Source organism: Nocardia sp. NPDC005366, from assembly GCF_040606855.1.
GTDB lineage: Bacteria > Actinomycetota > Actinomycetes > Mycobacteriales > Mycobacteriaceae > Nocardia.
Genome location: NZ_JBEXFQ010000010.1, coordinates 1 through 24,972, shown reverse-complemented (window position 1 = coordinate 24,972; position 24,972 = coordinate 1). Strand labels below are relative to the sequence as shown.

26 protein-coding genes and 1 pseudogene are annotated in these 24,972 nt (G+C 67.3%); 23 read left to right on the top strand and 4 right to left on the bottom strand.

All coding sequences use genetic code 11. The features are described from left to right. The first annotated feature begins 137 nt into the window (after nt 1-137). The 11 genes from ABZS43_RS13845 (at nt 138) to ABZS43_RS13795 (ending at nt 12,602) form a co-directional block, all read left to right on the top strand. Entirely contained in the window at nt 138-2,369 is a 2,232-nt protein-coding gene (locus tag ABZS43_RS13845) for a SulP family inorganic anion transporter (protein WP_355036224.1), read from the top strand. A gap of 184 nt (nt 2,370-2,553) precedes the next feature. After that, the gene (locus tag ABZS43_RS13840) at nt 2,554-2,979 is read left to right on the top strand and encodes a TIGR02611 family protein (RefSeq protein WP_355036223.1); all 426 of its coding nucleotides are present in this window, start codon (nt 2,554-2,556) and stop codon (nt 2,977-2,979) included. Beyond that, nucleotides 2,973-3,611, top strand: coding sequence for a (2Fe-2S)-binding protein (locus tag ABZS43_RS13835; RefSeq protein WP_355036222.1), 639 nt, complete (start codon nt 2,973-2,975; stop codon nt 3,609-3,611). Before ABZS43_RS13840 ends, ABZS43_RS13835 begins: the two co-directional genes overlap by 7 nt. Nucleotides 3,612-3,849: 238 nt before the next feature. After that, nucleotides 3,850-5,910, top strand: a complete 2,061-nt coding sequence (gene thrS / locus ABZS43_RS13830) for a threonine--tRNA ligase (RefSeq protein ID WP_355036221.1) — start codon at nt 3,850-3,852, stop codon at nt 5,908-5,910. Then, entirely contained in the window at nt 5,907-6,503 is a 597-nt protein-coding gene (locus tag ABZS43_RS13825; protein ID WP_355036220.1) for an HIT domain-containing protein, read from the top strand. The genes thrS and ABZS43_RS13825 overlap by 4 nt, the downstream gene beginning before the upstream one ends. A 76-nt stretch (nt 6,504-6,579) precedes the next feature. Beyond that, complete coding sequence (pgsA, locus tag ABZS43_RS13820) at nt 6,580-7,275, top strand: phosphatidylinositol phosphate synthase (RefSeq protein WP_355036219.1); 696 nt, start codon at nt 6,580-6,582, stop codon at nt 7,273-7,275. Nucleotides 7,276-7,327: 52 nt separating this feature from the next. Next, nucleotides 7,328-8,299 carry a phosphatidylinositol mannoside acyltransferase gene (locus ABZS43_RS13815; protein WP_355036218.1) on the top strand — a complete coding sequence of 324 codons (972 nt, stop codon included), beginning with the start codon at nt 7,328-7,330 and terminating at the stop codon, nt 8,297-8,299. After that, a complete protein-coding gene (locus tag ABZS43_RS13810) occupies nt 8,296-9,420 on the top strand; it encodes a glycosyltransferase family 4 protein (protein ID WP_355036217.1) in 1,125 nt (374 codons plus the stop codon). The genes ABZS43_RS13815 and ABZS43_RS13810 overlap by 4 nt, the downstream gene beginning before the upstream one ends. Then, on the top strand, nt 9,420-10,463 hold the full coding sequence (locus tag ABZS43_RS13805) for an NUDIX domain-containing protein (protein ID WP_355036396.1): 1,044 nt from the start codon (nt 9,420-9,422) through the stop codon (nt 10,461-10,463). The genes ABZS43_RS13810 and ABZS43_RS13805 overlap by 1 nt, the downstream gene beginning before the upstream one ends. A 483-nt stretch (nt 10,464-10,946) precedes the next feature. After that, entirely contained in the window at nt 10,947-11,867 is a 921-nt protein-coding gene (gene pdxS / locus ABZS43_RS13800) for a pyridoxal 5'-phosphate synthase lyase subunit PdxS (protein ID WP_355036216.1), read from the top strand. Nucleotides 11,868-12,104: 237 nt separating this feature from the next. Continuing rightward, entirely contained in the window at nt 12,105-12,602 is a 498-nt protein-coding gene (locus tag ABZS43_RS13795; protein ID WP_355036215.1) for a hypothetical protein, read from the top strand. 35 nt (nt 12,603-12,637) lie between these two features. On the opposite strand, the gene ABZS43_RS13790 is transcribed toward ABZS43_RS13795, so the two are convergent. Then, a complete protein-coding gene (locus ABZS43_RS13790) occupies nt 12,638-13,258 on the bottom strand; it encodes a hypothetical protein (protein WP_355036214.1) in 621 nt (206 codons plus the stop codon). A gap of 142 nt (nt 13,259-13,400) precedes the next feature. Between ABZS43_RS13790 and ABZS43_RS13785 the strand changes: the two genes are divergently transcribed. From ABZS43_RS13785 to ABZS43_RS13745, 9 genes are all read left to right on the top strand, one after another. Next, entirely contained in the window at nt 13,401-14,222 is an 822-nt protein-coding gene (locus tag ABZS43_RS13785) for an acyl-CoA thioesterase II (RefSeq protein WP_355036213.1), read from the top strand. Between the two features lie 129 nt (nt 14,223-14,351). Continuing rightward, a complete protein-coding gene (gene pdxT, locus ABZS43_RS13780) occupies nt 14,352-14,951 on the top strand; it encodes a pyridoxal 5'-phosphate synthase glutaminase subunit PdxT (RefSeq protein WP_355036395.1) in 600 nt (199 codons plus the stop codon). Between the two features lie 171 nt (nt 14,952-15,122). Then, nucleotides 15,123-15,878: a YebC/PmpR family DNA-binding transcriptional regulator gene (locus ABZS43_RS13775; protein WP_355036212.1), complete on the top strand. Its 756-nt coding sequence runs from the start codon at nt 15,123-15,125 to the stop codon at nt 15,876-15,878. A 96-nt stretch (nt 15,879-15,974) separates the two neighbouring features. Then, nucleotides 15,975-16,490 carry an O-acetyl-ADP-ribose deacetylase gene (locus tag ABZS43_RS13770; RefSeq protein ID WP_355036211.1) on the top strand — a complete coding sequence of 172 codons (516 nt, stop codon included), beginning with the start codon at nt 15,975-15,977 and terminating at the stop codon, nt 16,488-16,490. Between the two features lie 46 nt (nt 16,491-16,536). Continuing rightward, nucleotides 16,537-16,956: an MmpS family transport accessory protein gene (locus tag ABZS43_RS13765; RefSeq protein WP_355036210.1), complete on the top strand. Its 420-nt coding sequence runs from the start codon at nt 16,537-16,539 to the stop codon at nt 16,954-16,956. A 109-nt stretch (nt 16,957-17,065) separates the two neighbouring features. Then, entirely contained in the window at nt 17,066-17,659 is a 594-nt protein-coding gene (gene ruvC / locus ABZS43_RS13760; RefSeq protein ID WP_355036394.1) for a crossover junction endodeoxyribonuclease RuvC, read from the top strand. Then, the gene (gene ruvA / locus ABZS43_RS13755; RefSeq protein WP_355036209.1) at nt 17,656-18,258 is read left to right on the top strand and encodes a Holliday junction branch migration protein RuvA; all 603 of its coding nucleotides are present in this window, start codon (nt 17,656-17,658) and stop codon (nt 18,256-18,258) included. Before ruvC ends, ruvA begins: the two co-directional genes overlap by 4 nt. 12 nt (nt 18,259-18,270) lie before the next feature. Continuing rightward, the gene (gene ruvB / locus ABZS43_RS13750; RefSeq protein ID WP_355036208.1) at nt 18,271-19,353 is read left to right on the top strand and encodes a Holliday junction branch migration DNA helicase RuvB; all 1,083 of its coding nucleotides are present in this window, start codon (nt 18,271-18,273) and stop codon (nt 19,351-19,353) included. 108 nt (nt 19,354-19,461) lie between these two features. Beyond that, entirely contained in the window at nt 19,462-19,977 is a 516-nt protein-coding gene (locus ABZS43_RS13745; protein ID WP_355036207.1) for a GtrA family protein, read from the top strand. A gap of 7 nt (nt 19,978-19,984) precedes the next feature. On the opposite strand, the gene ABZS43_RS13740 is transcribed toward ABZS43_RS13745, so the two are convergent. Both ABZS43_RS13740 and ABZS43_RS13735 read right to left on the bottom strand, forming a co-directional pair. After that, nucleotides 19,985-20,554 carry a DivIVA domain-containing protein gene (locus ABZS43_RS13740; RefSeq protein ID WP_355036393.1) on the bottom strand — a complete coding sequence of 190 codons (570 nt, stop codon included), beginning with the start codon at nt 20,552-20,554 and terminating at the stop codon, nt 19,985-19,987. Between the two features lie 141 nt (nt 20,555-20,695). Next, a complete protein-coding gene (locus ABZS43_RS13735; RefSeq protein ID WP_355036206.1) occupies nt 20,696-21,361 on the bottom strand; it encodes a TetR/AcrR family transcriptional regulator in 666 nt (221 codons plus the stop codon). A gap of 50 nt (nt 21,362-21,411) precedes the next feature. On the opposite strand from ABZS43_RS13735, the gene ABZS43_RS13730 reads away from it, so the two are divergent. Beyond that, on the top strand, nt 21,412-22,923 hold the full coding sequence (locus ABZS43_RS13730; RefSeq protein WP_355036205.1) for an NAD(P)/FAD-dependent oxidoreductase: 1,512 nt from the start codon (nt 21,412-21,414) through the stop codon (nt 22,921-22,923). 58 nt (nt 22,924-22,981) lie between these two features. Here the strand turns inward: ABZS43_RS13730 and ABZS43_RS13725 are convergent, their stop codons facing one another. Further along, entirely contained in the window at nt 22,982-23,650 is a 669-nt protein-coding gene (locus tag ABZS43_RS13725; RefSeq protein ID WP_355036204.1) for a hypothetical protein, read from the bottom strand. Between the two features lie 242 nt (nt 23,651-23,892). On the opposite strand from ABZS43_RS13725, the gene yajC reads away from it, so the two are divergent. Further along, nucleotides 23,893-24,270: a preprotein translocase subunit YajC gene (gene yajC, locus ABZS43_RS13720; protein ID WP_355036203.1), complete on the top strand. Its 378-nt coding sequence runs from the start codon at nt 23,893-23,895 to the stop codon at nt 24,268-24,270. 179 nt (nt 24,271-24,449) lie between these two features. Beyond that, nucleotides 24,450-24,972, top strand: a pseudogene (locus ABZS43_RS13715) (protein translocase subunit SecD); the annotation flags it as partial.

Here is a 24,972-nt window from a genome sequence, read left to right as displayed (position 1 = left end):
AGTCTTTACTATCTCGGTGACCTATGCGCCACCGGGTCGCGCTTCACGAGGGGCCACGGGCTTCGTCCGCCACTCGCTTTCGATGCCAGTACATGTTCGACCGATGAACCGGATCCGTGATCCGGCGAAGGAGAATTATGTTCACCGACACCGACACCGATCCCGTAACGCGGACGTCGCGGTTCCGCCGTGTTCTACACCACCGGGTGCTACGCCATGACGTAACCGCGTCGATCGTGGTTTTCCTTGTCGCGCTACCGCTTTCACTCGGCATCGCGGTGGCCTCAGGCGCTCCCGTCGCCGCGGGCCTGGTCGCCGCCGCCGTCGGCGGTATCGTCGCGGGCGCGATCGGGGGATCGACCCTGCAGGTGAGCGGCCCGGCCGCCGGTCTCACCGTGGTGGTGGCCGAGTCCATCAACCAATTCGGTTGGCGTGTAACCTGTTTCATCGTTGTCGCGGCGGGCGTGCTGCAGATCTTGTTCGGGCTCAGTCGAATCGCCCGCGCGGCCCTGGCCGTCGCGCCGGTGGTTGTGCACGCCATGCTGGCGGGAATCGGCATCACCATCGCGCTGCAACAGGCGCACGTGCTGCTCGGCGGGGCATCGCACAGTTCGGCGTGGCACAACATCATCGGACTGCCCGGTCGGCTGATGTCGCTGCGCGGTGGGGACGCGTTCGTCGGTGGCGTGGTCATCGCCATCATGCTGTGCTGGCGTTATGTCCCGGCCAAGGTCCGGGTGGTGCCGGGTCCGCTGGTCGCGGTCTTCGTCGCCACTGTCCTCGCGACGGTGCTGCCGACCGGCGCGGAGCGGATCGTGCTGAGCGGCTCGCTGTTCGACGCCATCGCGCTGCCCCGGCTCCCCGAGGGAGGCTGGTCGGCAGTCGCGGTCACCGTGCTGACCGTCGCGCTGATCGCCAGCGTCGAGAGTCTGCTCTCCGCGGTCGCGGTCGACAAGATGCACACCGGGCCGCGCACGCATTTCGATCGCGAGCTCATCGGCCAGGGTTCGGCCAATGTGCTGTCCGGACTGATCGGCGGCCTGCCGGTGACGGGCGTCATCGTGCGCAGCGCCACCAACGTCCACGCGGGCGCGCGCAGCCGGGCCTCGGCGATTCTGCACGGTGTGTGGATTCTGCTGTTCTCCGTCGCGCTGGTCGGGCTGGTGGAACGGATTCCGAAGGCCGCGCTGGCCGGTCTGCTGATCGTGATCGGCGTGCAATTGGTGAAGCTGGCCCACATCGAACTCGCGCGGCGCACCGGCGATCTGCTGGTCTACACGGTGACGGTGCTCGGCGTCGTCCTGCTCAACCTGCTCGAGGGCGTCGTCATCGGACTCGCTCTCGCCTTCGGCCTGCTCCTGTGGCGGGTGGTGCGGGTCGCGATCGTCGCCGCGCCGATTCCGGCCTCACAGCGCTGGCTGATCACCGTCGACGGTTCGTGCACCTTTCTCGCCCTGCCGAAACTGTCCGCCGAATTCGCGAAGGTGCCCTCCGACGCGGATGTCACCGTCGAGATGACCGTCGACTTCCTGGACCACGCCGCGTTCGAGGCCATCGAGGATTTCGTGCGTCAACAGGAAAGTAACGGCGGCAGTGTCGATTTCGTGGAGATCGGCAGTGTCCGGATGGCCGACGCGACGGCCGGGCCGCCCGCTCGCGGTTTCGGGCGCGCGGTCTTCGAGGAAATCCTCGGACCGTGGCGCCATGAGGATCGGCGGCATCCGGATCCGGTGGCCGCGGGCGTCGCTGCCTATCACCGCAGCCACGCCCACGTGGTGCGTCCGCACCTGGACGAACTGCGCGACCGACAGGATCCGGATTCGTTCTTCCTGACCTGCGCCGACTCGCGGGTGGTGCCCAATGTCATCACCAACAGCGGCCCCGGCGATCTGTTCACGGTCCGCAATGTGGGCAATCTGGTGCCCACCGAGGGCGACGCCTCGGTGCAAGCGGCGCTGTTGTTCGCGCTCCGAGAGCTGAACGTGCGGTCCATCGTGGTCTGCGGCCATTCGTCCTGCGGAGCCATGGCGGCGTTGTATTCCGGCGCCGAGGCCGATCCTGGGATCGGCGCGTGGCTCGCGCACGCGCGGCCGAGCCTGGACCGGTTCCGCCACGGCCATCCGGTGGCGATCGCCGCGCGTGCCGCCGGGTTCGGCGAGGTGGACCAGTTGGGCATGGTCAATGTGGCGACGCAGTTGCAGACTCTGCGCCGCCATCCCGCCGTGCGCGCGGCGGTCGCCGAGCGCGGGGTGACGGTTTCGGGGCTGTTCTTCGATATCGCCAGCGCCAAGGTCATCGAGGTGACCGTCGACGGATTGGCGCATATCGGTGACACCGTGGCGGACCCGATGACGCCGGAACTGGTCTGATCCCTCGGCTGGGTACCCGTCCCCGCGAACGGGGTCAGGGACGGGCGCCGCCGTCCAGGCCGAATCGGCCGGGTCGGATAACGCGGGCCGGAGAGTGGGCATACCGCGCGCATCGGATTCTCTGCGCGTTTGCGGGAACTCCGGTCCGATTGCGCGGGCGCGGTGGCCTCGTACGCTGTCGGGTATGAGTACGGAGCTCGATCCCCGATCGACGCCGTCCGGTTGGCGTGCCTTCCGTGCGGGGCTGGCCGAACGCCCTACGCTGAACCTCGTCTACCGGGCCGGCGTCGGGTTCGGCGGCACGGCGGTGCTGGTCGTGGGGATCGTCGCCATTCCGTACCCCGGTCCCGGCTGGGCGATCGTATTCGCCGGACTCGGCATTCTCGCCACCGAATTCGCTTGGGCGCGTAGGTCCCTCGGTCGGCTGCGGGAGGCGTATCGGCGCGTTATGACCTGGTACACCGCGCGCGGTCCGGCACTACGAGCGCTCGCGGCGATAGCTACCATGTCGCTGGTAATCGCGACGCTGTGGGTTCTCGGCACTTTCGGAATTGTCGGCGGCTGGATCGGAGTCGAATCGGAATGGTTACACAGTCCCCTCGCGTGGTGAATTCCGTCCCCGGAGTCACCCTCACGCATGCGGATTGGCTGACCGCGCGGATCGCGGAAATGGGCAGATCCTGGGGTACCGCCACACCGCGCGTCGCGGGCACGCTGTGGTGGTGCATGGTGGCCTCGGCGCTGGTCGAACAGCTGGTCCGCGCCTACGTCGATGGCATGCCCGCGCCGCGACCGGAGTTGCGGAGCCTGGACTGCGAGGTGCGACCGGACGGCGGCGTGGACCGTGTCCACCTGCTGCCCGGCGCGCACACGCCCGCGGGCAACCCGCTCGATACCGGTGCGCCCGCCAGCGCGATGCACGACACACTCGCCGCGGTGATCGCGCCGGTGGCCGAGGCATCGGGCGTGGGAGTCGCGGCACTGTGGGCGATCGCCGCCGACGCCATCGGCAATCGCGCACTCGACGCGGGCGATCCCGTCGCCGGCGCCAGGCTCGCGGCCGAGATCGGTGGAAAACTCCCGGTTCCGCGCTTCGTCGAGGTGGGAGGCCGGACCTTCGTCCGCCGTATCTCGTGCTGCCTGGTCTTCGAGGTGCCCGGCTGTCAGATGTGCACCAGCTGCCCCAAACGTCCCGCCGCGCAGCGCGCCGCACTGCTCGCCGCACTGGCCGCCGAGAGCTGAGGAAATCGCCCGGCCCGCTTTCGCGCATTTCGTGAACGGCCGGATAACTCCGGGGGACACGCAAACTCCTTCCATATCCCGCGCACGACCGGAACACAATTCTTGCGGCGTCCAGCCGTACGGCATGAATGCGCGCGGAGCGCGGACGGTTAGCATGGTCGCGCCGGAGCGAATTTGTCGCCGGTGATGACGCGCGCGGGAAAGACCCGCCCACGAGAACGCCAAGGAGTGCGCTGCCGTGACCACCTCAGCCCCTATCAGCCCAGCTGCCCTCGTCCGGGTGCAGGCCGGGACTACGGCGGGCGCCGCGGTGCGGGAGGCGGGTCTGCCGACGAAAGGCCCCGACACCGTCGTCGTCGTTCGCGACGCGGAGGGGACGCTGCGGGATCTGTCCTGGATTCCCGAGGTCGACACCGAGGTGGAGCCGGTCGCGGCCGGTTCCGCGGACGGCCGCAGCGTGATCAGGCATTCGGCCGCGCACGTGCTTGCGCAGGCGGTGCAGCAGGAGTTCCCCGAGGCGAAACTCGGCATCGGCCCGCCCATCAAGGACGGCTTCTACTACGACTTCCGGGTCGATCGCCCGTTCACCCCGGACGATCTGGCGAAGCTGGAATCCAGGATGAAGAAGATCGTCAAAGGCGCGCAGCGCTTTTCGCGTCGCGTGGTCGAGGTGGACGACGCCAGGGTCGAGCTGGCGGGCGAGCCGTTCAAGCTGGAGCTGATCGCCGATAAATCCGGGATCGACGATCCCGAGGTCATGGAGGTCGGCGGCAAAGAGCTGACCATCTACGACAACCTCGATCCGCGCACGGGCGAGAAGGTCTGGGGCGATCTGTGCCGCGGCCCGCATATCCCCACCACCAAATTCATCCCCGCCTTCAAACTGACCCGCAGTTCCGCCGCCTACTGGCGCGGCGATCAGAATCGTGAGGATCTGCAGCGCGTCTACGGCACCGCCTGGGAGTCCCAGGAGGCGATGGACGAATACCTGCATCTGCTGGCCGAAGCGGAGCGCCGCGACCACCGCAAACTGGGGTTGGAGCTGGATCTGTTCAGCTTCCCCGACGAACTCGGCTCCGGGCTGCCGGTGTTTCATCCCAAGGGCGGCATCATCCGCAAGGAGTTGGAGGAATACTCGCGCCGCCGCCATGTGGCCGCGGGGTACGAATTCGTCAACACACCGCATATCACCAAGGGCCACCTGTTCGAGGTCTCCGGCCACCTGGACTGGTATCGCGACGGCATGTTCCCGGCGATGCACCTCGACGCCGAACTCAACGAGGACGGCACCGTCCGCAAACCCGGCCAGGACTACTACGTCAAGCCGATGAACTGCCCGATGCACAACCTGATCTTCCGGGCCCGCGGCCGGTCCTACCGGGAGCTGCCGCTGCGGCTGTTCGAATTCGGGTCGGTCTACCGCTACGAGAAGTCCGGCGTGGTCCACGGACTCACCCGCGTGCGTGGCATGACCCAGGACGACGCGCACATCTACTGCACCAAGGAGCAGATGCACGCGGAGCTGACCTCCACTCTGCGGTTCGTGCTCGACCTGCTGAAGGATTACGGCCTCGATGATTTCTACCTGGAGCTGTCCACCAAGGATCCGGAGAAATTCGTCGGCTCCGACGAGATCTGGGAAGAGGCCACCGAAACCCTGTCCAAGGTCGCGTCGGCCTCGGGTCTCGAACTGGTCCCCGATCCGGGCGGGGCCGCGTTCTACGGCCCGAAGATCTCCGTGCAGGCCAAGGACGCGCTGGGGCGCACCTGGCAGATGTCGACCATCCAGCTCGATTTCAACCTGCCCGAACGCTTCGAGCTCGAGTACACCGCCTCCGACGGCACCAAACAGCGTCCAGTGATGATCCATCGCGCGCTGTTCGGCTCCATCGAACGTTTCTTCGGGGTACTGACCGAGCATTACGCGGGCGCTTTCCCCGCCTGGCTCTCGCCGGTGCAGGTGGTCGGCATTCCGGTCGCCGAAGCCTTCGCCTCGCACCTGGATCGGGTGATCGAACAGTTGCAGGACGCGGGTATCCGCGCGCAGGTGGATCGCGGCGACGACCGCATGCAGAAGAAGATCTTCAACAACACCGCCCAGAAAGTGCCGTTCATGCTGCTGGCGGGCGAGCGTGACGTGAACGCGGACGCGGTGAGTTTCCGGTTCAGGGACGGCACCCAGGTCAACGGGGTGCCGGTGGCCGACGCGGTGGCCACCGTCGTCGCCTGGATCGCCAACAGGGAGAACGCCTCGCCTACAGCGGAAGGTTTCGAAATCGTGTCGGCGGAGCGGATATGAGCGAGCGGGCGGCGCCGGACGGGTTGGACGAACTGGACGACACCGTGGACGACGGCAGCATCGTCGATAGAGGCGCGGGCGAACCCGATCGGCTGCAACGACTCTGGACGCCGTACCGGATGTCCTATATCGCGGAGGCGGCCATCGCCCGTCCCGCGGATTCCACCGGACACCCGTTCACCGATATCCCGAGGATGTCCGACGAGGACGGCCTCATCATCGCCCGTGGTGAACTCGTCTACGCCGTGCTCAATCTCTACCCGTACAACCCGGGGCACATGATGGTGGTGCCCTACCGGGTGGTGGCGAATCTGGAAGATCTGACCGAGGCCGAGGGCGCCGAGCTGATGGCCTTCACCCAGCGCGCGATCCGGGTGATGAAGAGCGTGTCGAGGCCGCACGGATTCAATGTGGGGCTCAATCTCGGCGGTGTGGCGGGCGGATCGCTGGCCGACCACCTGCATCAGCACATCGTGCCGCGCTGGGGTGGCGACGCCAATTTCATCACCATCGTCGGCGGGGTCAAGGTGATGCCGCAGCTACTGCGGGAGACACGGGCGCTGCTCGCGCAGGCATGGAAGGAATCGGAGTGAGCGATCGCGTGGCCGCGCTCATCGAAGCCGACCGGGTGCGGAAGTTCCGCACGACACACCAGGAAACGGACTAGAAGTGCTGAGCTTCTTCGGCCGCGAGGCGTTCGCGAAAGCGACCGCGCCACTGGGTAAGGCGTTGGTCAAAACCGGGCTCACCCCGGACGCGGTGACCGTCATCGGCACCACCGCCTCGATCACGGCCGCGGTCACCCTGTTCCCGAGCGGACATCTGTTCTGGGGAACCATGGTGATCTGGCTGTTCGTCATGTTCGACATGCTCGACGGCGCGATGGCAAGGGCCCGCGGCGGCGGCACGCGCTACGGCGCGGTGCTCGACGCCACCTGCGACCGGGTGGCGGACGGCGCGATCTTCGGCGGACTCGCCTGGTGGGCGGTGTACCACGAGAACAACAGGGCGCTGCTGGCCGCGACGCTGGTGGTCCTGGTGAGCTCGCAGGTCATCTCCTATGCCAAGGCGCGTGCCGAGGCGAGCGGCCTTTCCGCCGACGGCGGTCTGATCGAGCGGCCGGACCGGCTGGTCATCGTGCTCGTCGGCGCGGGTCTCACCGGTATCGGAGGCTACTGGGATATCGAGTGGCTCACGTTGGCCGTGCACGTCGCCATGTGGACGCTCGCGGTGCTCAGCATCGTGACGGTGTTCCAGCGGGTGCTCGCGGTGCGCAATTCGCCGGGCGCGAGGGATGTCATTCCGCCCGCGAGACCGCAGAACCCGGCCGCGGGAGATTCGGACCCGGCGGGGCAGCCGTCGTGAGATCGCCGTGCCGCGGCACCACGGGTAGCGCCGCGACGGGAGGATTCGGGGGATGAGCGAGATCAGGGCCGCGCTGAAGGATCGGGCCTACGCGACCGGGTGGCGGCTGGTGCGCGCGCTGCCGGAATCCACGGCACGCTGGGCGTTCGACAAGGGTGCGGATCGGGCGGTACGCAAGGGCGGACCGCGGCAGTTGCGCCGCAATCTGGCCAGGGTGGTCGGGACGACGCCGGAAGCCGTCCCCGACGAGTTGATGCGCGCCGCCATGCGCTCCTACGCGAGGTACTGGCGTGAGGCGTTCCGGCTGCCATCGATGGATCACAGCGCAGTGCAGTACCACGTCGGCGGTTTGGAACATCTCGACGCCGCGCTGGCGGCCGGGCGCGGGGTGATCCTGGTGCTCCCGCATTCCGGCAACTGGGATATGGCGGGTGTGTGGCTGGTGCAGCACTATCAGAGTTTCTCCACCGTCGCCGAACGGCTGGAGCCGGAATCGTTGTTCGAGCGTTTCGTGCGATATCGCGAGAGCCTCGGCTTCGAGGTGTTCCCGCTGACCGGCGGCGAGGAACCGCCGTTCCGGCAGTTGGCCGCCCGGCTGCGGGACAACAAGATCGTCTGCCTGCTTGGGGAGCGTGATCTCACCGGGCGGGGGGTGCCGGTCACCTTCTTCGGGGAACGCACCTGGATGCCTGCGGGCGCGGCGAAACTGGCCGTCGAGACCGGGGCCGCCCTGATTCCGGTGCACGCGTGGTTCACCGTCGACGCCGACGGGCGCGAGGACTGGGGCCTGAAAACCGAATCGCCCATCGATGTCTCGCGGGGCGTGGCAACGGCCACGCAGGCGCTGGCGGATCGGTTCGCGGCCAATATCGCCGAACATCCCGCCGATTGGCATATGCTGCAACCACTCTGGGAGAGCGACCTGTCCCCGCAGCGGCTGGCCCGCATCGCCGAGGCGCGGAGTGACAACCGCTCTGTCGCGGGGAATGCCGCCGCCGGAGGCGCCGAGGAGGGCGCACCGTGAAAATCGGGATGGTATGCCCCTACTCCTTCGACGTGCCCGGCGGTGTGCAGGCCCACGTGGTCGAGCTGGCCCGGGTTTTCATCGAGCGCGGGCACCGGGTGAGTGTGCTCGCGCCCGCGTCGGAGGGGACACCGCTGCCGGATTTCGTCGTCTCGGCGGGCCGGGCGGTCGCGATCCCGTACAACGGATCGGTGGCCCGATTGTCCTTCGGCCCCATGGCCTACAACAGGATTCGGCGCTGGATCGAGAGCAACGATTTCGACGTGCTGCATATCCACGAGCCCAACGCGCCGAGCCTGTCCATGCTCGCGCTCAAGATCGCCGAGGGCCCGATCGTCGCCACCTTCCACACATCGACCACGAAATCGTTGGTGCTCAGTACTTTTCAGGGTGTGCTTCGGCCGTATCACGAGAAGATCAGCGGCCGGATCGCGGTCTCCGAACTGGCAAGGCGCTGGCAGGTGGAGGCGCTCGGCTCCGACGCGGTCGAAATCCCCAACGGAGTCGACGTGCCCGCCTTCGCCCGCGCGCCGATGCTGCCCGGTTATCCGAGGCCGGGCCGTTCGGTGCTGTTCCTCGGTCGCTACGACGAACCACGCAAAGGGATGGCGGTGCTGCTCGGCGCGTTGCCCGAGCTGGTGCGGCGGCATCCCGATCTCGAGATCCTGATCGTCGGACGGGGCGATGAGGACCGATTGCGCCGTGAGGCGGGCGCGCTCGCCGGACATCTGCGTTTCCTCGGTCAGGTGAGCGACGAGGAGAAGGCCTCGGCGATGCGCAGTGCGGACGTATACGTCGCGCCCAATCTCGGCGGGGAGAGTTTCGGCATCATCCTGATCGAGGCCATGGCCGCGGGAACTCCGGTGGTGGCAGGCGAATTGGACGCCTTCCGCCGGGTGCTGCGCGACGGAGCGGCGGGTGTGCTCGTCCCGGTGGGAGATTCGGATCGGCTCGCCGCCGCCATCGATTCCCTCCTCACCGACAAGGTGCGCCGCGACGAACTGGTGCGGACGGCGACCCAGGTGGTCGGCGAATACGACTGGCCGGTGGTGGCCGAACAGATCCTTCGCGTCTACGAAACCGTCACCGTCGGCGATACCAGGGTGCGTGCCGCCGGATGATCACTTTCTCCGCCACCACGGTCCTCGTTCTCGCGCTCCTCGCGGCGGTGATCGTCGCGATCGGCATGTGGGCCTATTCGACAGCCAACCGGCTCGACCGGCTGCATGTGCGATCGGACCAGTCCTGGAACGCACTCGAAGGCGCGCTGGCGCGCCGCGCGGTGGTGGCCCGCGCTGTCGCGATAGCGATCGCTGGACCGGTCTCCGATCCCGCGATCGCCGATCGGGCCAGGCGGCTCGCCGCCCTCGCGGATCGGGCCGAACGCGCCGGTCGCGCCGAGCGCGAGACGGTCGAGAACCAGCTGTCGGTGGCACTGTCGGGCATCGATATCGCACAGTTGCGCCCGCAATTGGTCGCCGAACTCGCCGACGCCGAGGCCAGGGTGCTGATCGCCCGTCGCTTCCACAATGACGCCGTGCGCGACACCCTGGCGCTGCGCACCCGCCGTCCGGTCCGCATCCTGCATCTCGGCGGTACCGCGCCGCTGCCCACCTATTTCGAGATCACCGAACGCGCCACCCCCGCCGCGTCGACGGGTCTGGCCGTCGACACCATCAGAACCTCGGCCAGGGTGGTGCTGATCGATGAACGCGATCGCGTACTGCTGATGCGCGGCCACGACCCGGTGAACCCTGAGGTCTCGTTCTGGTTCACCATCGGCGGCGGCGTGGAGCCGGGGGAGAGCCTGCGCGAGGCCGCCGTGCGCGAACTGTGGGAGGAGACCGGCCACCGCGCCGATCCGGCCGCGTTGCGCGGGCCGATCTGGCGGCGGGTCGCGGTATTCCCGTTCAACGGCGAGCTGATTCGCGCCGAGGAGCTGTTCTTCGCACTGCGGGTGCCGTCGTATGAACCCGAACCGGGAAATCTCTCCGCCATCGAACGGCGTTCGATCACAGGTCACCGGTGGTGCGCGCCCGCCGATATCCTCGCGCTGGAGGCGACGGGGGAGATCGTCTACCCGTATCACCTCGATGAACTGCTCGTCGAGGCGGCGGGGGCGTCCTGGGAAGCGTCGGATCCGGAAGTGCGTTCGATCCGGTAGTGTCGGTCCCGCATCTGACTGTGATGTGATTCACTATCGTGATACTTTCGTGACTGGATAGAGCTCCGGCGGGTAGCCCTGTTGTCAGGATCTACCCGGAATGTCCGGTGTCGGTGCTCCCCGAAGACGGGGGGCCGGTCCACTGAGGTGTGGAGGTAACCCATTCATGTCGTACCTGCTGTTCGATTTCCTGTTGCCGATCATCGGTCCATCGGCCGCGGAGTACTGGGCGCAGTTGCTGGTCGTCGATCCGATCTGACCGATCCGGCGTAGCGGGCGGTTCGCTTGGCCGACAGGCGAATTCGCGGGCCGCAAGGTCGCGCCGAAGGCCGGTGCGCTGCGGTTTCCGTTCGGGCGCGCCGGAGTTTCCGGCGACGACACTCCGTGGTGACCAGACCAGTGGTGCCCAACTGGCTATCAAGTGGCTTTCCTGGCCCGCCTAGAATTAGGTCGATTTCCATCCGAGCGACCCGATTGGCGCCAATGACTCAGGAGTTAGCCGTGACCACGCCCGAAACCACCAACACCGTCGGCACCGCCCGCGTGAAGCGCGGAATGGCCGAGATGCTCAAGGGTGGGGTGATCATGGACGTCGTCACCCCCGAGCAGGCCAAGATCGCCGAAGACGCGGGCGCCGTCGCGGTGATGGCGCTGGAGCGGGTTCCGGCCGATATCCGAGCCCAGGGCGGCGTCTCGCGGATGAGCGACCCGGACATGATCGAGGGCATCATCGCCGCGGTCTCCATCCCGGTGATGGCGAAGGTCCGCATCGGTCACTTCGTGGAAGCCCAGATCCTGCAGAGCCTCGGCGTCGACTACATCGATGAGTCCGAGGTGCTGACCCCCGCCGACTACGCCAACCACATCGACAAATGGAACTACACGATTCCGTTCGTATGCGGCGCGACGAACCTGGGCGAGGCGTTGCGCCGGATCACCGAGGGTGCGGCGATGATCCGGTCGAAGGGTGAGGCAGGCACCGGTGACGTGTCCAACGCCACCACCCATATGCGCCGGATCCGCCAGGAGATCCGCAGACTGTCGTCGCTGCCCGTCGACGAACTGTTCGTCGCGGCCAAGGAGTTGCAGGCCCCCTACGAACTCGTGCGCGAGGTCGCCGAGACCGGCAAGCTGCCGGTCGTGCTGTTCACCGCGGGTGGTATCGCCACCCCCGCCGACGCCGCCATGATGATGCAACTCGGCGCGGAAGGCGTCTTCGTCGGTTCCGGCATCTTCAAGTCGGGCAACCCGGCCGAGCGGGCCGCCGCCATCGTCAAGGCCACCACCTTCTACGACGATCCGGATGTGCTGGCCAAGGTCTCGCGCGGTCTCGGCGAGGCGATGGTCGGCATCAATGTCGAGGAGATCGCCCAGCCGCACCGGCTCGCCGAGCGCGGCTGGTAACCGGGCGCGAAGCCCCACCCGAAACGACCGCCGATTCGTCGGCGGTCGTTTCGCTGTCTTCGGCACGCGGCCGAGTCGCCGCCCGGATTTCGACTCTTCGAGGTGGCACACGATCGCCTTATCGTTCCCACAGAACCGCTGGATAGCTTCGGGATTCGATGCCGTGGACATCCGGCGACGCGTTCGTCGGCGTTCCGGCACGAGATATCGGACCGAACGAACGCAAAGGACGAGCAGTTGACGCTTCGTAAGACCGGACGCATCGCGATCGCGGGCCTGGCGGTCACCGCAGCCATGAGCCTCACCGCCTGCGGTGGCGACGACAGCCCGAGCGGCGCCGCGCCGACGCGTACCGCGACCAGCGCGAAGGCCACCGCGACCGCCGACCTGCCGCCGGTACCGACCGCCGCCGATGTGAACGCGCAATTGCAGAAGGCGCTCGATCCGAGTATCCCGTCGTCGGAGAAGCTGGACATGGTGCAGGGGGCCGACGCCGACCCCGACCTACCCAACCGCCTGGCCGAGGCCTACAAGAGCACCGACGCGAAGGTGGAGATCACCGAGGTCACCGCGTTCGGCGACACCATCAACGCCAAGGCGAAACTGGTCTTCAACGGCCAGGAGAACATCGCCGACGTGCCGTTCGTCGCGGAGAACGGTAAATGGAAGGTGCAGAAGGCGTGGGCCTGCCAGATGCTGACGACGCTGGGACAACAGTCGGCCGCCTGTAGCTGATCGACATGCGGCGGGGGAGGACAGGTCGATAGTCACTATCCGTCGGTCCGATCCAGGAGCGCGGGTCGGTCCGGGTGATCCCACCGCACCGAGAAATCCGCGTCGGCCGGGTGTTCCCGCCGATGACGGAGCAATGCCTCGATCGTCCAGCGCTCCTGTTCCGGGGTCCGGCGGCGTAGCGCGGCTTCGGACATGTCGAGCCGCACGGTCAGGTCGAACGCCAGATCTCGTCCGAGCAGCATCGGGCCCGCGACGATCAGCACGGTGCCGGGGTGTGCCCGCCGGATCGCCGCCCGTGCGGATCTGTCGTCGTGCTCGTCCCACAGCGCGGGCAGCCAGCGGTCGCCATCGCGGAGTGCGTCGAGAACTTCCCTTCGCACTGCGGAATAGTCGAACCACGCGGTGCGGTAGGACATTTCGTCGCTGCGGCCGAATTCCAGGCGCAATGACGCCGGGCGTATGAAATCGTGTAGCGCCACCACGTGGGCGCTGCGGCCGACCTCGCGCAGAGCGTCGGCGAAACGCCTGGCCTGCGCGACCGGGTCGGCCGCATCCGCCCCGTCGACGGCGATCACGGTGTGCCCGGTGCGGTCGAGGACGGCGGCGGCGATCGACTCGGCGAGCCGGTCCGGGGTGATCGCGACGAAATTCGGCACCGGTCCATCACAGCAAAGCGATCCGCGAGTGGGTCGGGCGGCAACCCCGTGCCGCCGACCGGCCGCGCTCCGGGGTAGCGGTGTGATCGCCGACCTACCGGCCGACCGGGGTGAATCCGGCGCGGCGGGTTAATCTCTGCCCATGGCGACAATCGAAGAGGCGCTCGAGATCGAACGGCTGGAGCGCGACATCTTCCGTGGTGCGTCCACGAAGACCCAGTTGGAGCGCACGTTCGGCGGTCAGGTTGCCGGCCAGGCACTGGTGGCGGCGGTGCGCACCGTCGAACCTCGCTACCAGGTGCATTCCCTGCACGGATACTTCCTGCGACCGGGTAACCCGCAGGAACGCACGGTGTACCTGGTGGAACGGATCCGCGACGGCCGTTCCTTCTGCACTCGCCGGGTGACCGGTGTGCAGGACGGGGCCGCGATCTTCACCATGTCGGCCTCCTTCCACGTCGGCGACGAGGGTCCGACGCATCAGGACGTGATGCCCGTGGTGAAACTGCCCGACGATCTCTCCGATGTGCAATTCGGACTGAGTCCCGAGCGGCTGTGGGCGATGCGGGAATGGGAGCACTGGGATGTCCGCCCGGTGCCGCAGGAGGATGTGCCGGTGCGCGACGGCGTCGTCTCGCCGCAGCAGGTGTGGTTCCGCTACCGGCACGCGCTGCCCGACGATCCGCTGTTCCACGTCTGCACCCTCGCCTATATGAGCGATATGACGCTGCTCGGCTCCTCCAAGGTCATCCACCCCGACGAACGGACCCAGAACGCCTCGCTCGATCACGCCATGTGGTTCCTGCGGCCGTTCCGCGCCGACGACTGGCTCCTCTACGACCAGTCCTCCCCGTCGGCGAGTTTCGGCCGCGGACTCACCGGCGGCAAGATCTTCAACCGCAAGGGCGAAATGGTGGCGGCCGTCGTCCAGGAAGGTCTGATCCGCAAGCTTCGCGAGGAGTGAATCCCCGGCCACCGTGAGCGGGGCCACAGCGGTGCGGCTCGTAAGCTCTGCGGGGTGAACGCATCCTCGGTCGCCGAATCCGCCGCCGACACCGCCGCCGACACCGCCGCGGAGCACGCGCGCCCCACCATCGGCGTGCTTGCCCTGCAGGGGGACGTGCGCGAACATATCGCGGCATTGACCGAGTGCGGCGCGCGTCCCGTACTGGTGCGCAGGGAATCGGAGTTGGCCGCCGTCGACGGACTCGTATTGCCCGGCGGTGAATCCACCGCCATCAGCAAACTGCTCACGGCCTTCGAACTGCTCGAGCCGTTGCGCGCCCGGCTGCGAAACGGTATGCCCGCCTTCGGTTCCTGTGCGGGCATGATTCTGCTCGCCTCGGAGGTGCTCGATACCAGGCCCGATGCCGAACATCTGTCCGGCATCGATATGACGGTGCGCCGCAACGCCTTCGGACGCCAAGTCGACTCGTTCGAGACCGATCTCGATTTCGCCGGTCTGGACGACGGTCCGATGCGTGCGGTGTTCATCCGCGCGCCGTGGGTCGAGCGGGCGGGGCCGGGGGTCGAGGTCCTCGCGACGGTGCCGAGCGGGCCGTGCGCGGGACGTATCGTCGCCGTGCGCGCGGGCAATGTCCTGGCGACCTCGTTCCACCCCGAGGTGACCGGCGACCTGCGGGTGCACCGGATGTTCGTCGATATCGTGCGCGCCGCGCTGTCGGGCGACTGACGGCGGCTGCCACCCCCGCTGTGGGCGGCGGGCGGATCGCGTTCGGGCGCGTCCATTAGGCTGGTGGAGTTGTCCGTTCGGCCGTCGCGGCCGAAGCCCTCCGGGTTCGCCGCTGCGCCGCGGGTAACGTACTCACGTCCAGACGCGCCAACGACCTGAAGGAAGTAGGGAATGAGCGGCCACTCCAAATGGGCCACCACCAAGCACAAGAAGGCCGCCATCGATGCCAAGCGAGGCAAGCTCTTCGCGAAGCTGATCAAGAACATCGAGGTGGCCGCTCGTACCGGTGGCGGTGACCCGGATGGCAACCCGACGCTGTACGACGCCATCCAGAAGGCGAAGAAATCGTCGGTCCCGAACGACAACATCGAACGCGCCCGCAAGCGTGGCGGTGGTGAAGAGGCGGGCGGCGCCGACTGGCAGACCATCATGTACGAGGGTTACGGCCCGAACGGCGTCGCCGTCCTGATCGAATGCCTCACCGATAACCGCAATCGCGCCGCGGGCGAGGTCCGTGTCGCGATGACCCGTAACGGCGGCAATATGGCCGATCCGGGTTCGGTCGCCTACCTGTTCCACCGCAAGGGCATCGTCACGCTGGAGAAGAACGGTCTCTCCGAGGACGACGTGCTGATGGCGGTGCTGGACGCGGGGGCCGAAGAGGTCAGCGATCTCGGCGACACCTTCGAGGTCATCAGCGAGCCGACCGACCTGATCCCGGTCCGCAAGGCCCTGCAGGCCGCGGGTATCGACTACGACTCCGCCGAATCGGGTTTCCAGCCCTCGGTGAGCGTGCCGGTGGACGTCGACGCGGCCCGCAAGGTCTTCAAGCTGGTCGACGCGCTGGAGGACAGCGACGACGTGCAGAACGTCTACACCAACGTCGACCTGTCCGACGAGGTGCTCGCGCAGCTCGAAGAGGACTGATTCGCACCGATCAGGGGCGGTCCGCGACGTGCGGACCGCCCCTGATCGCGTTCTACCCCGATTTCCGCACGATGGAGATTTCCGCACAATGGAGACATGGTCTCCCTGACGCTGGTCCGCGGTGACATCACCGAACAGGCCGTCGACGCGGTGGTCAATGCCGCCAACTCTTCGCTGCTCGGCGGCGGGGGAGTGGACGGCGCGATCCACAGGAAGGGCGGTCCCGAGATCCTCGCGGCGTGCCGCGCACTGCGAGCGTCCCACTACGGCAAGGGGTTACCGACCGGACAGGCGGTCGCGACCACCGCGGGACGACTGCCCGCGCGATGGGTGATCCACACCGTCGGCCCGGTCTGGTCGGCCACCGAGGACCGTTCCGGCCTGCTCACTTCCTGCTATCGCGAAGCCCTGCGCGTGGCAGACGAATTGGGCGCCGAGACGGTCGCGTTCCCGGCCGTTTCCACCGGCATCTACGGCTGGCCCGTCGACGACGGCGCCCGCATCGCCGTCGACACGGTCCGATCCACCCCGACCGCGGTGCGAGAAGTTCACTTTATTTTGTTCGACGACAACGCCTTTCGAATATTCGAAGATCGCCTGTCGGCATCGTAGTGCTGGGGTACAGTCGCCTCGATCGAGTGAGCCAGGGAGGAACTCGATGGAGAATCGCAAGCCGCCGCATCCACTCGGACAGGCGGGAGACCCTCCGCGCGAACCACTATCGCGCGGGGTCGTGATCGCCGCGGTAATGGTGCCGATCGTCCTCGTGATCGCGGCCTTCGGCATCTATCTCGCCGTCTCGGGCGGGGCGGACGACGAGGTCACCTTCGTCTACGAAGTGACCGGCGTCGGCGCGACGGCCGATATCTCGTACAACCTCGGGCCCTCGGGTCTCAGCAGGGTCGAAGACGCGCCGCTACCGTGGCAGAAATCGGTCACCGGATCTGCCCAGTGGGCCAGTATCAGCGTCAGTTCCGGTACCGGCGGCGGAACCATCACCTGCCGACTTCTGCTGGACGGCAAAGTGGTCGACCAGGAGACCGCCGTCGGTTTCGCCTCGTGCTCCTACGCGGACTGAGCGCGGTAGTCCACGGGGCGACCAGGACGTCTCCGTGTCGCGGGTGACCGTCGCGCACCCCATCCACTAGACTCTCGAACAGTTGTTCGTGTCTGCGAGAGGGGTTTTCGTGCGGGTGATGGGCGTCGACCCCGGGCTCACCCGATGCGGGCTCAGCGTGGTTGACGGCGGAGTCGGGCGCAAGGTCACCGCGATCGCCGTCGACGTGGTGCGCACGCCGCCCGACCTGGATCTGGCGCACCGCCTGCTCCAGGTCGCCGATGCCGCCGAGCTCTGGATGGATACCCATGAACCGGAGGCGGTGGCCATCGAGCGGGTGTTCGCGCAGCACAATGTGCGGACCGCGATGGGTACCGCGCAGGCGGGCGGAGTGATCGCGCTCGCCGCCGCACGCCGGGGGATTCGGGTGGTATTCCACACCCCCAGCGAGGTGAAGGCGGCGGTCACCGGCAACGGCACGGCGGACAAGGCGCAGGTGACGGCGATGGTCACCCGGATACTCGGGCTGGCCGTGGCACCGAAGCCCGCGGATGCGGCCGATGCGCTGGCTTTGGCGATCTGTCATTGTTGGCGGGCGCCTCTGCTGGAGCGGATGGCCGCGGCCGAGGCGCAGGCCGCCGCGGCACAGCGGCGGTACACCGAACGGCTCGCCGCGCAACGGGCACAGCGGCTCGCCGAACAACGGAAGGCGGTGCGCGGGTGATCGCGTCGGTACGCGGTGAGGTGCTCGAGGTCGCGCTCGACCACACGGTGATCGAGGCGGCAGGGGTCGGCTACCGGCTCAACGCCACTCCCGCCACTCTCGCCACGCTGAACCGTGGCGAGGAAACCCGGTTGTACACGGCGATGATCGTCCGCGAGGATTCGATGACGCTGTTCGGTTTCGCCGATACCGAAGCCCGCGATCTGTTCGGCCTGTTGCAGACGGTATCGGGGGTCGGGCCCCGACTGGCGATGGCGGTGCTCGCCGTCCTCGAACCCGAGGCGCTGCGCAAGGCGCTCGCGGAAAGCAATGTGGCGGCGCTGACCCGCGTGCCCGGCATCGGCAAGCGCGGCGCCGAACGCATGGTGGTCGAGCTGCGCGACAAGGTGAATCTCGTTCCGGTGCAGGCGGGTCCGCCCGGAGCGGTGACCCCGGCGATCGCCCCCGTACGCGATCAGGTGGTCGACGCGCTGACGGGTCTGAGCTTCCCGCTCAAACAGGCCGAACAGGCCGTGGACAGTGTGCTGGCCGAACAGCCCGCCGCCGACACCTCCACCGCGCTGCGCGCCGCGCTCAGCCTGCTCGGCAAGAATCGCTAGGCCGCCATGGATATGGATCACGAAGAAGAATCGGCCGAATCCCAGGTCACCGCGAGCTATCTGCGGTCGGATGGGGAGGTCGAGGCGAGTCTGCGCCCGAAATCGCTCGACGATTTCATCGGCCAGCCGCGAGTCCGCGAACAGCTCTCGCTGGTATTGCGCGGCGCCAAAATGCGTGGCAGCACGCCCGATCACGTGCTGCTCTCCGGCCCGCCCGGCCTCGGCAAGACGAGTATGGCGATGATCATCGCCGCCGAATTGGGTACCGCGCTGCGTATCACCTCGGGTCCGGCGCTGGAACGCGCGGGAGATCTGGCCGCGATGCTCAGCAATCTGGTCGATGGCGACGTGCTGTTCATCGATGAGATCCACCGCATCGCCCGGCCCGCGGAAGAGATGCTGTACCTGGCGATGGAGGATTTCCGGGTCGACGTCGTCGTCGGCAAGGGGCCAGGCGCCACCTCGATTCCGTTGGATATCGCACCGTTCACACTGGTCGGAGCCACGACGCGCTCGGGTGCGCTGACCGGTCCGCTGCGTGACCGCTTCGGTTTCACCGGCCACATGGACTTCTACGAGCCGAGCGAACTGCTCCGGATTCTGCAGCGCTCGGCCCATATCCTCGGCGTCGAGATCGATCTCGAGGCCGCTGCCGAGATCGCGGGCCGTTCCCGCGGCACCCCTCGTATCGCCAACCGCCTGCTGCGTCGGGTCCGCGACTATGCCGAGGTCCGCGCGGACGGGCGCGTCGACCGCGCGATCGCGCGGGCCGCGCTCGAGGTGTACGACGTGGACTCCCTCGGTCTCGACCGTTTGGACCGCGCCGTACTCGGCGCGCTCGTGCGCAGTTTCGGCGGCGGACCGGTCGGCGTCTCCACGCTGGCGGTCGCCGTCGGCGAGGAGTCCGCCACCGTCGAGGAGGTGTGCGAACCATTCCTGGTGCGCGCGGGCATGGTCGCGCGCACCCCTCGTGGCCGGGTCGCGACCGCCGCCGCCTGGGAACATCTCGGCCTGGTCGCGCCCCCGGATCTCGTCTTCGGCGCCATCGAGGTACGCGGTCGCGAACCCCACCCGACCCTCGACCTGTTCGACTGATCGAGTGGCGCGCCACCGCGTGGCTTCGAGGTCGTTTCCGGTCGGACTCGATGGCGGCGTGCGCACTCCGGGCGGCCGAGTCGGTCTCGGCGGGATAGAGTCGATCGGGTGGCCGTGGTCCAGACAGTTCTCGCGCGAGTTCCCGAGCCGTATCGTTCCCAGCTGATCCTGCATCGGGAGAAGCTGAAGTTCGCCGTGGTCGGCGCACTGACCTGGTTCATCGATACCGGAGTGGTGTATGCGACGAAGTTGACCGTGCTGGGCGAAAAGCCGCTGACCGCACGACTTCTCGGTGTATTGATCGCCACTATCGCGTCCTACGTCCTGAACCGCGAGTGGTCGTTCCGTACCAGGGGCGGCAGACAACGCCACCACGAGGCCGCGCTGTTCTTCGCCGTCAGCGCGCTCGGTATCGGCGTCACCCTGCTCCCGCAGGCGATTTCGCTCTATATCTTCGATATTCGCGTACCGCATGTCGGCCCCGTCACCCAGGCGGTGGCGAATTTCATCACCGGCCAGATCCTCGGCGTCCTGTTGGCGATGGTCTTCCGCTTCTGGGCGTTCCGGCGCTTCGTCTTCCCCGACGACCTGCGCGAAGCGGAACTACACAGCATTCAGGGCTGAATTCGCCTCAGCGACGAGGTCCCATGTATTCGAGCGCGGTGACGACCAGGTCGAGGAAGGCGTCGACCTCGTCGCGCTGATATCCTCGCGTGCCCAATCGCGCGTCGGTGAACTGCACCGCCCGCACGTCGGGGATGGTCAAACTGCCCGGCCCGCCGTGTACCAGCGTGGCCGCCACGAGATCGAGGAAGGCGTCCACCTCTTCCTCGTGGTAACCCCGATGTCCGACCGGCGCCCGGGTGAATCGCATCCGACGCACGTCGTCGGGGGTGAGCAGCGGGGCCGGACCCGATCCGCTCCCGCCCGCGGGCGTGGGGCGGATGCCGCGCTGGCGGTATTCGAGTTCGACGTGTACGCGGTCGAGGAATTCATCGACCTGATCCGCCTGATATCCGCGCTCGCCGAACCGGGGCGCGTCGAAGACGGCACGGCGCACGGTGTCGGCGGTCATCGAGCCTCGTCCGTCCAGCGTCGCCGCGACCAGCTCCAGGAAGGCGTCCACCTCGTCCGCGTCGTACCCGCGATGGCCAACCGATGGCATGGCGAAATGAATCCGGCTCACGTCCTCGGGAGTCATCACCCGCGATATTGTGTCAGGCTCGCCATTCGAGGCCGGTCGGTTACCCGTATTCGGTACCGCACGGTCGCTCGTGAACACTTCGCTCCCTTACGAACCGGTCCTTGTGCGCACACTGGTAGGTCTCGCACCCAGGGGTATTCAGTCCTTGCGGACACCGTCGACGAGTAATCGGCGGATGGCCTCGCTGAGCGCCGCGATCGCCGCCTCGTCCGGATCGCGCAGTCCGTGCACGACCCCTGCCAGCAACATGCCGGTGACGGCCCGTGCGGTGTTCAGCGTGTCGAGATCCTGTCGCAGATAACCCAGGTCGACACCGTGTTCGAGATAGCCCGCGGTGAGGGTGTCCGCGGTGTCCAGTAGCCCATACAGGCGGGCGGTCAGTTCGTCGTCGATACCCGTCGCGTGGAAGAGCAACAGCTGGGCGACGCGACGGTCCTCGAGCAGGATGCGGGTCAGCGCGACGCCGATCCGGTCGATCTGGTCGCGGTATTCGTCCAGTGTCGTCGCGGCGTCCGGTGCGTTCTCGGTACCGAGCGCACCGATGATACGGGCGGACAGATCGTCGATGACGTGATCGATGATGTCGCGCTTATTGCTGAAGTAGCGGTAGAACGTGCCGTGTCCGATGCCGAGTTCGACTGCGATATCAGCGATTCCGGTGGCGTGGTAGCCCTTCTCCGCGAAACAGGCGAAGGCGGTGTCGATGATGTCCTGACGCAGTTCGGCCTTGCGTCGTTCGGTCCGCGTCGATGCCTTCGTCACCTGGACGATGATACAGTCGTCATTAACGGAATGATGTGTCATTCTGTGATAAGTGATTCTGTGATAGCTACTTCACAAGCTGGAGGTTCGGCGTGGCGCCTCAGTACGACGCGGTCGTGGTCGGTGCGGGGTTCGGCGGAATGGGGGCGGGCATCGAGCTCGACCGTCTCGGCCTGGGCAATTACGTGATCCTGGAACGCGAGAACGATCTCGGCGGCACCTGGCACGTCAACCACTACCCGGGGCTCGCCGTCGACATCGCCTCGGTGACCTACTCGTATTCCTTCGAGCCCAACCCGTACTGGACGCGGCTGTTCGCGCCCGGCGCTGAGCTCAAGAAGTACGCCGAACACGTGGCCGACAAGTACGGCCTACGTCGCCGGATGCGTTTCGGCGCGGTCGTCGACGGCGCTCGCTGGGACGAGGAACGCGCGCAGTGGGTGGTCACACTGGCGGGCGGTGAATCGGTCACCGGCCGCTATCTGCTCACCGCGACCGGCTTCCTGTCTCAGCCCTATACCCCGCCCTTCCCCGGAATCGAATCGTTCGCGGGCAAGATCATCCACACCACGGCGTGGGAGGACGATTTCGACCTCACCGGACGCAAGGCCGCGATCATCGGCACCGGCGCGACGGCGGTCCAGTTGGTGCCGGAGGCCGCGGACAAGGTCGCCGAGCTGACCGTTTTCCAACGCACCCCGATCTGGGTGGTTCCGAAGCTCGATATGGCGATTCCGGCCCCGGTGCAGAAACTGTTCGCCAAGGTGCCCGCGACGCAGAAGGTCGCGCGGATGGTCAACACCGGCCTGCTCGAGGCGCTGATGGTGGTGGGTGTGCTGCATTTCGAGCAGGCCAAGCCGCTGAACCGGGCGGCGAGCGCGCTGGCCAAAGCCCATCTGCGAGCGCAGGTGCGCGACAAGGAGATTCGCAGGCAGCTCACGCCGCACTACGATTTCGGCTGTAAGCGGCCGACCTTCTCGAATCAGTACTTCAAGGTGTTCAACCGGCCCCACGTGCGGTTGGAGACCAACTCCGTCGACCACATCGAGGCCGACGGCATCGTCACCGCCGACGGGCGCAAGACCGAGATCGACACCTTGATCCTGGCTACCGGCTTCAACCTGTGGGATGTGAACTTTCCCGCCATCGAGATCATCGGACGGGACGGATCGAATCTCGGAAAGTGGTGGCGCGACAACCGTTTCCAGGCCTACGAGGGCATCACCGTGCCGAAATTCCCGAATTTCCTCAGCCTCAACAGCCCGTACTCCTACAGCGGCCTGTCCTACTTCACCACCATCGAGGCGCAGATGAAGCACATCGGCCGCCTCTTCGGCGAAATGCTGCGCCGCGGCGAAACCACCTTCGAGGTCACCGAAGCGGCCAACTCCCGGTTCCTCGCGGAGGTCACCGAACGCCTCGGGGCCTCGGTCTTCTACAGCGGCGACTGCTCCACCGCCCGCAGCTACTACTTCAACCCGCACGGCGAGGCCGCGCTGCTGCGTCCCAACAGCACCGTCAGCACTCATCGGCGTGCGGTCGGATTCTCACTCGAGGATTACACCTTCGGTACGGCGCGGGCGTCGCGATCCGAGTCCGTCTGAGGTCCCCTCCGGTCCACGGTCCGGACGACGACAGGTCAGGCCCTCGACACGGAATGTGTCAGTGCACCGGAAGTCCGGCCTCGGGTGCCTCGGACGCGCCATGTTCGAGTGACCGGTGGACCGCGGCGACGATCGCCCTGCCCATGGCGTTGTTGCCGACGCCGCCGATCACCGCGCCGATACCGGCGGGGACCACCTTGCCGAATCCCAGGACGGTGCGGCGGATGACGAATTGGACGACGAAGCGCTTGACCGGCGACTCCCGCACATCCGACAGGCCGGGCAGTCGCCGGGCGAGTTCCAGATCCCACTGTCGCGCCGACCGGCTCGCGCCGCTGCCGAGCGCTTTGGCGCCGGCCTGACCGAGAACCACCGCCGTCACCATGTGCTCGTCGAGCGCGGTGGCGGTCGTGACCCGCCGCACGGACGTCGCGCCCAGGGTGAACACCGCCGACGCCTCGAGGAAGAACACCGAATCCGCGCCTGCCGCAGCGAGTCCGACCAGCGTCCCGATTCCGGGCACCGCCGCGGTGAGGCCGACAAGTACGCCGCTACTCGTGACGGCGATCAAATAGTGACGTTCCATACGGTCGATGATCTGTTCGGCAGAGGCGCCGGGGTTGGTCCGGCGCACCCAGCCGGTGTATTTGTCGACCAGCGGCGCCTGCGCGTGTACAGCACGGTCGATCAGCGACACGGCGCCTCGATCGAGGAACTTACGCAACAACGATCCACCCTCTCCTCCGGTGCCGCCGACGCCGAATGGCGTCCGCGGTATCCGGTGCCGAGTAGACACCACCCGGGTCCGGTTGTCACAGACCGGGCCGGTGCGGAACCAGGGTGTTCCGGCTCGGACCGCCCCGAGCATCGGGAGGTCGAAGGGTGTGCGGGTGTGGCGGTGGCGATACGAACTGGCAGACTGTGGGGGTACCTGCCCATCCCCACCAACACTAGGGACTGACTTCGACGATGGAACTCCTGTTTCCGCTGCTGCTGGTAGCCCTGCTCGTGCCGATGTTCCTCGGCGTCCGCCGTCAGAAGCGGGAGGCCGAGAAGGTCTCATCGATGCAGGAGAGCCTGAAGATCGGCGACTCGGTCACCACCACGTCGGGTCTTTACGGCACCATCGTCGACCTGGATGACGACACCGTCGATCTGGAGATCGCCGAAGACGTCGTCACCACCTGGTTGCGTCAGGCCATCCGTGATGTGCGCACCGCGGAAGCGACCGACGAGACCGCCGACGAAGTAAACAGCAGCGACACCACCGGCGACGGCGATGACACCTCGGCCGCCGCCGTCGAGGAGTCCAGCGCCCAGACCGAAACCCGGCTGACCAAGGACTGATCGTCGGCTCCGGCCGTCTCGTGCCGGACGCCGCCGCGGGGGTACCCGACCCGCGGCCTTCGCGGGCGCGCCTCCCGGAGCCTCCCGCACCCGATGTCCCCGCCGGGTAATTCGTTCCCGCGGCGTCGATGTGCGCCCGCCTGTTCCACCCTCGACTTCCCGCCTAGGAGATACCTACTGTGCCACCTTCTCAGGGATCGGCGCATCCGCTCCGGTTGCTCGGCATCTACGCCGCAGTGCTGGCCGTGATCTATGCGCTGGTGTTCTTCACCGGTGACAACTCGCCGTCGCCCAAACTCGGCATCGACCTACAGGGTGGAACCCGAGTCACGCTGACGGCCCGCACGCCCGACGGCAGCAAGCCGAGCCAGGACAGTCTGCGCAAAGCGCAGGAAATCATCGAGAGCCGCGTCAACGGCCTCGGTGTCTCCGGCTCCGAGGTCTTGATCGACGGCGACAACCTGGTGATCACGGTGCCGGGCGACGACAGTCAGCAGGCCAGGTCGCTGGCGACCACCGCCAAGCTGTACATCCGCCCGGTGGTCGAGGCCGCGCAGACGGCGAACGGGAAGGTCGTGACGGGTACCGGGGGAACGGGCACCCCGCAGATACCCGGCACGGTGCAGACCGATCCGGCCGCGCCCCCGGCGGCCGACGTTCCGCCGCCCGCCGACGTCCCGCCCGCGGGCGACGTCCCCGCGG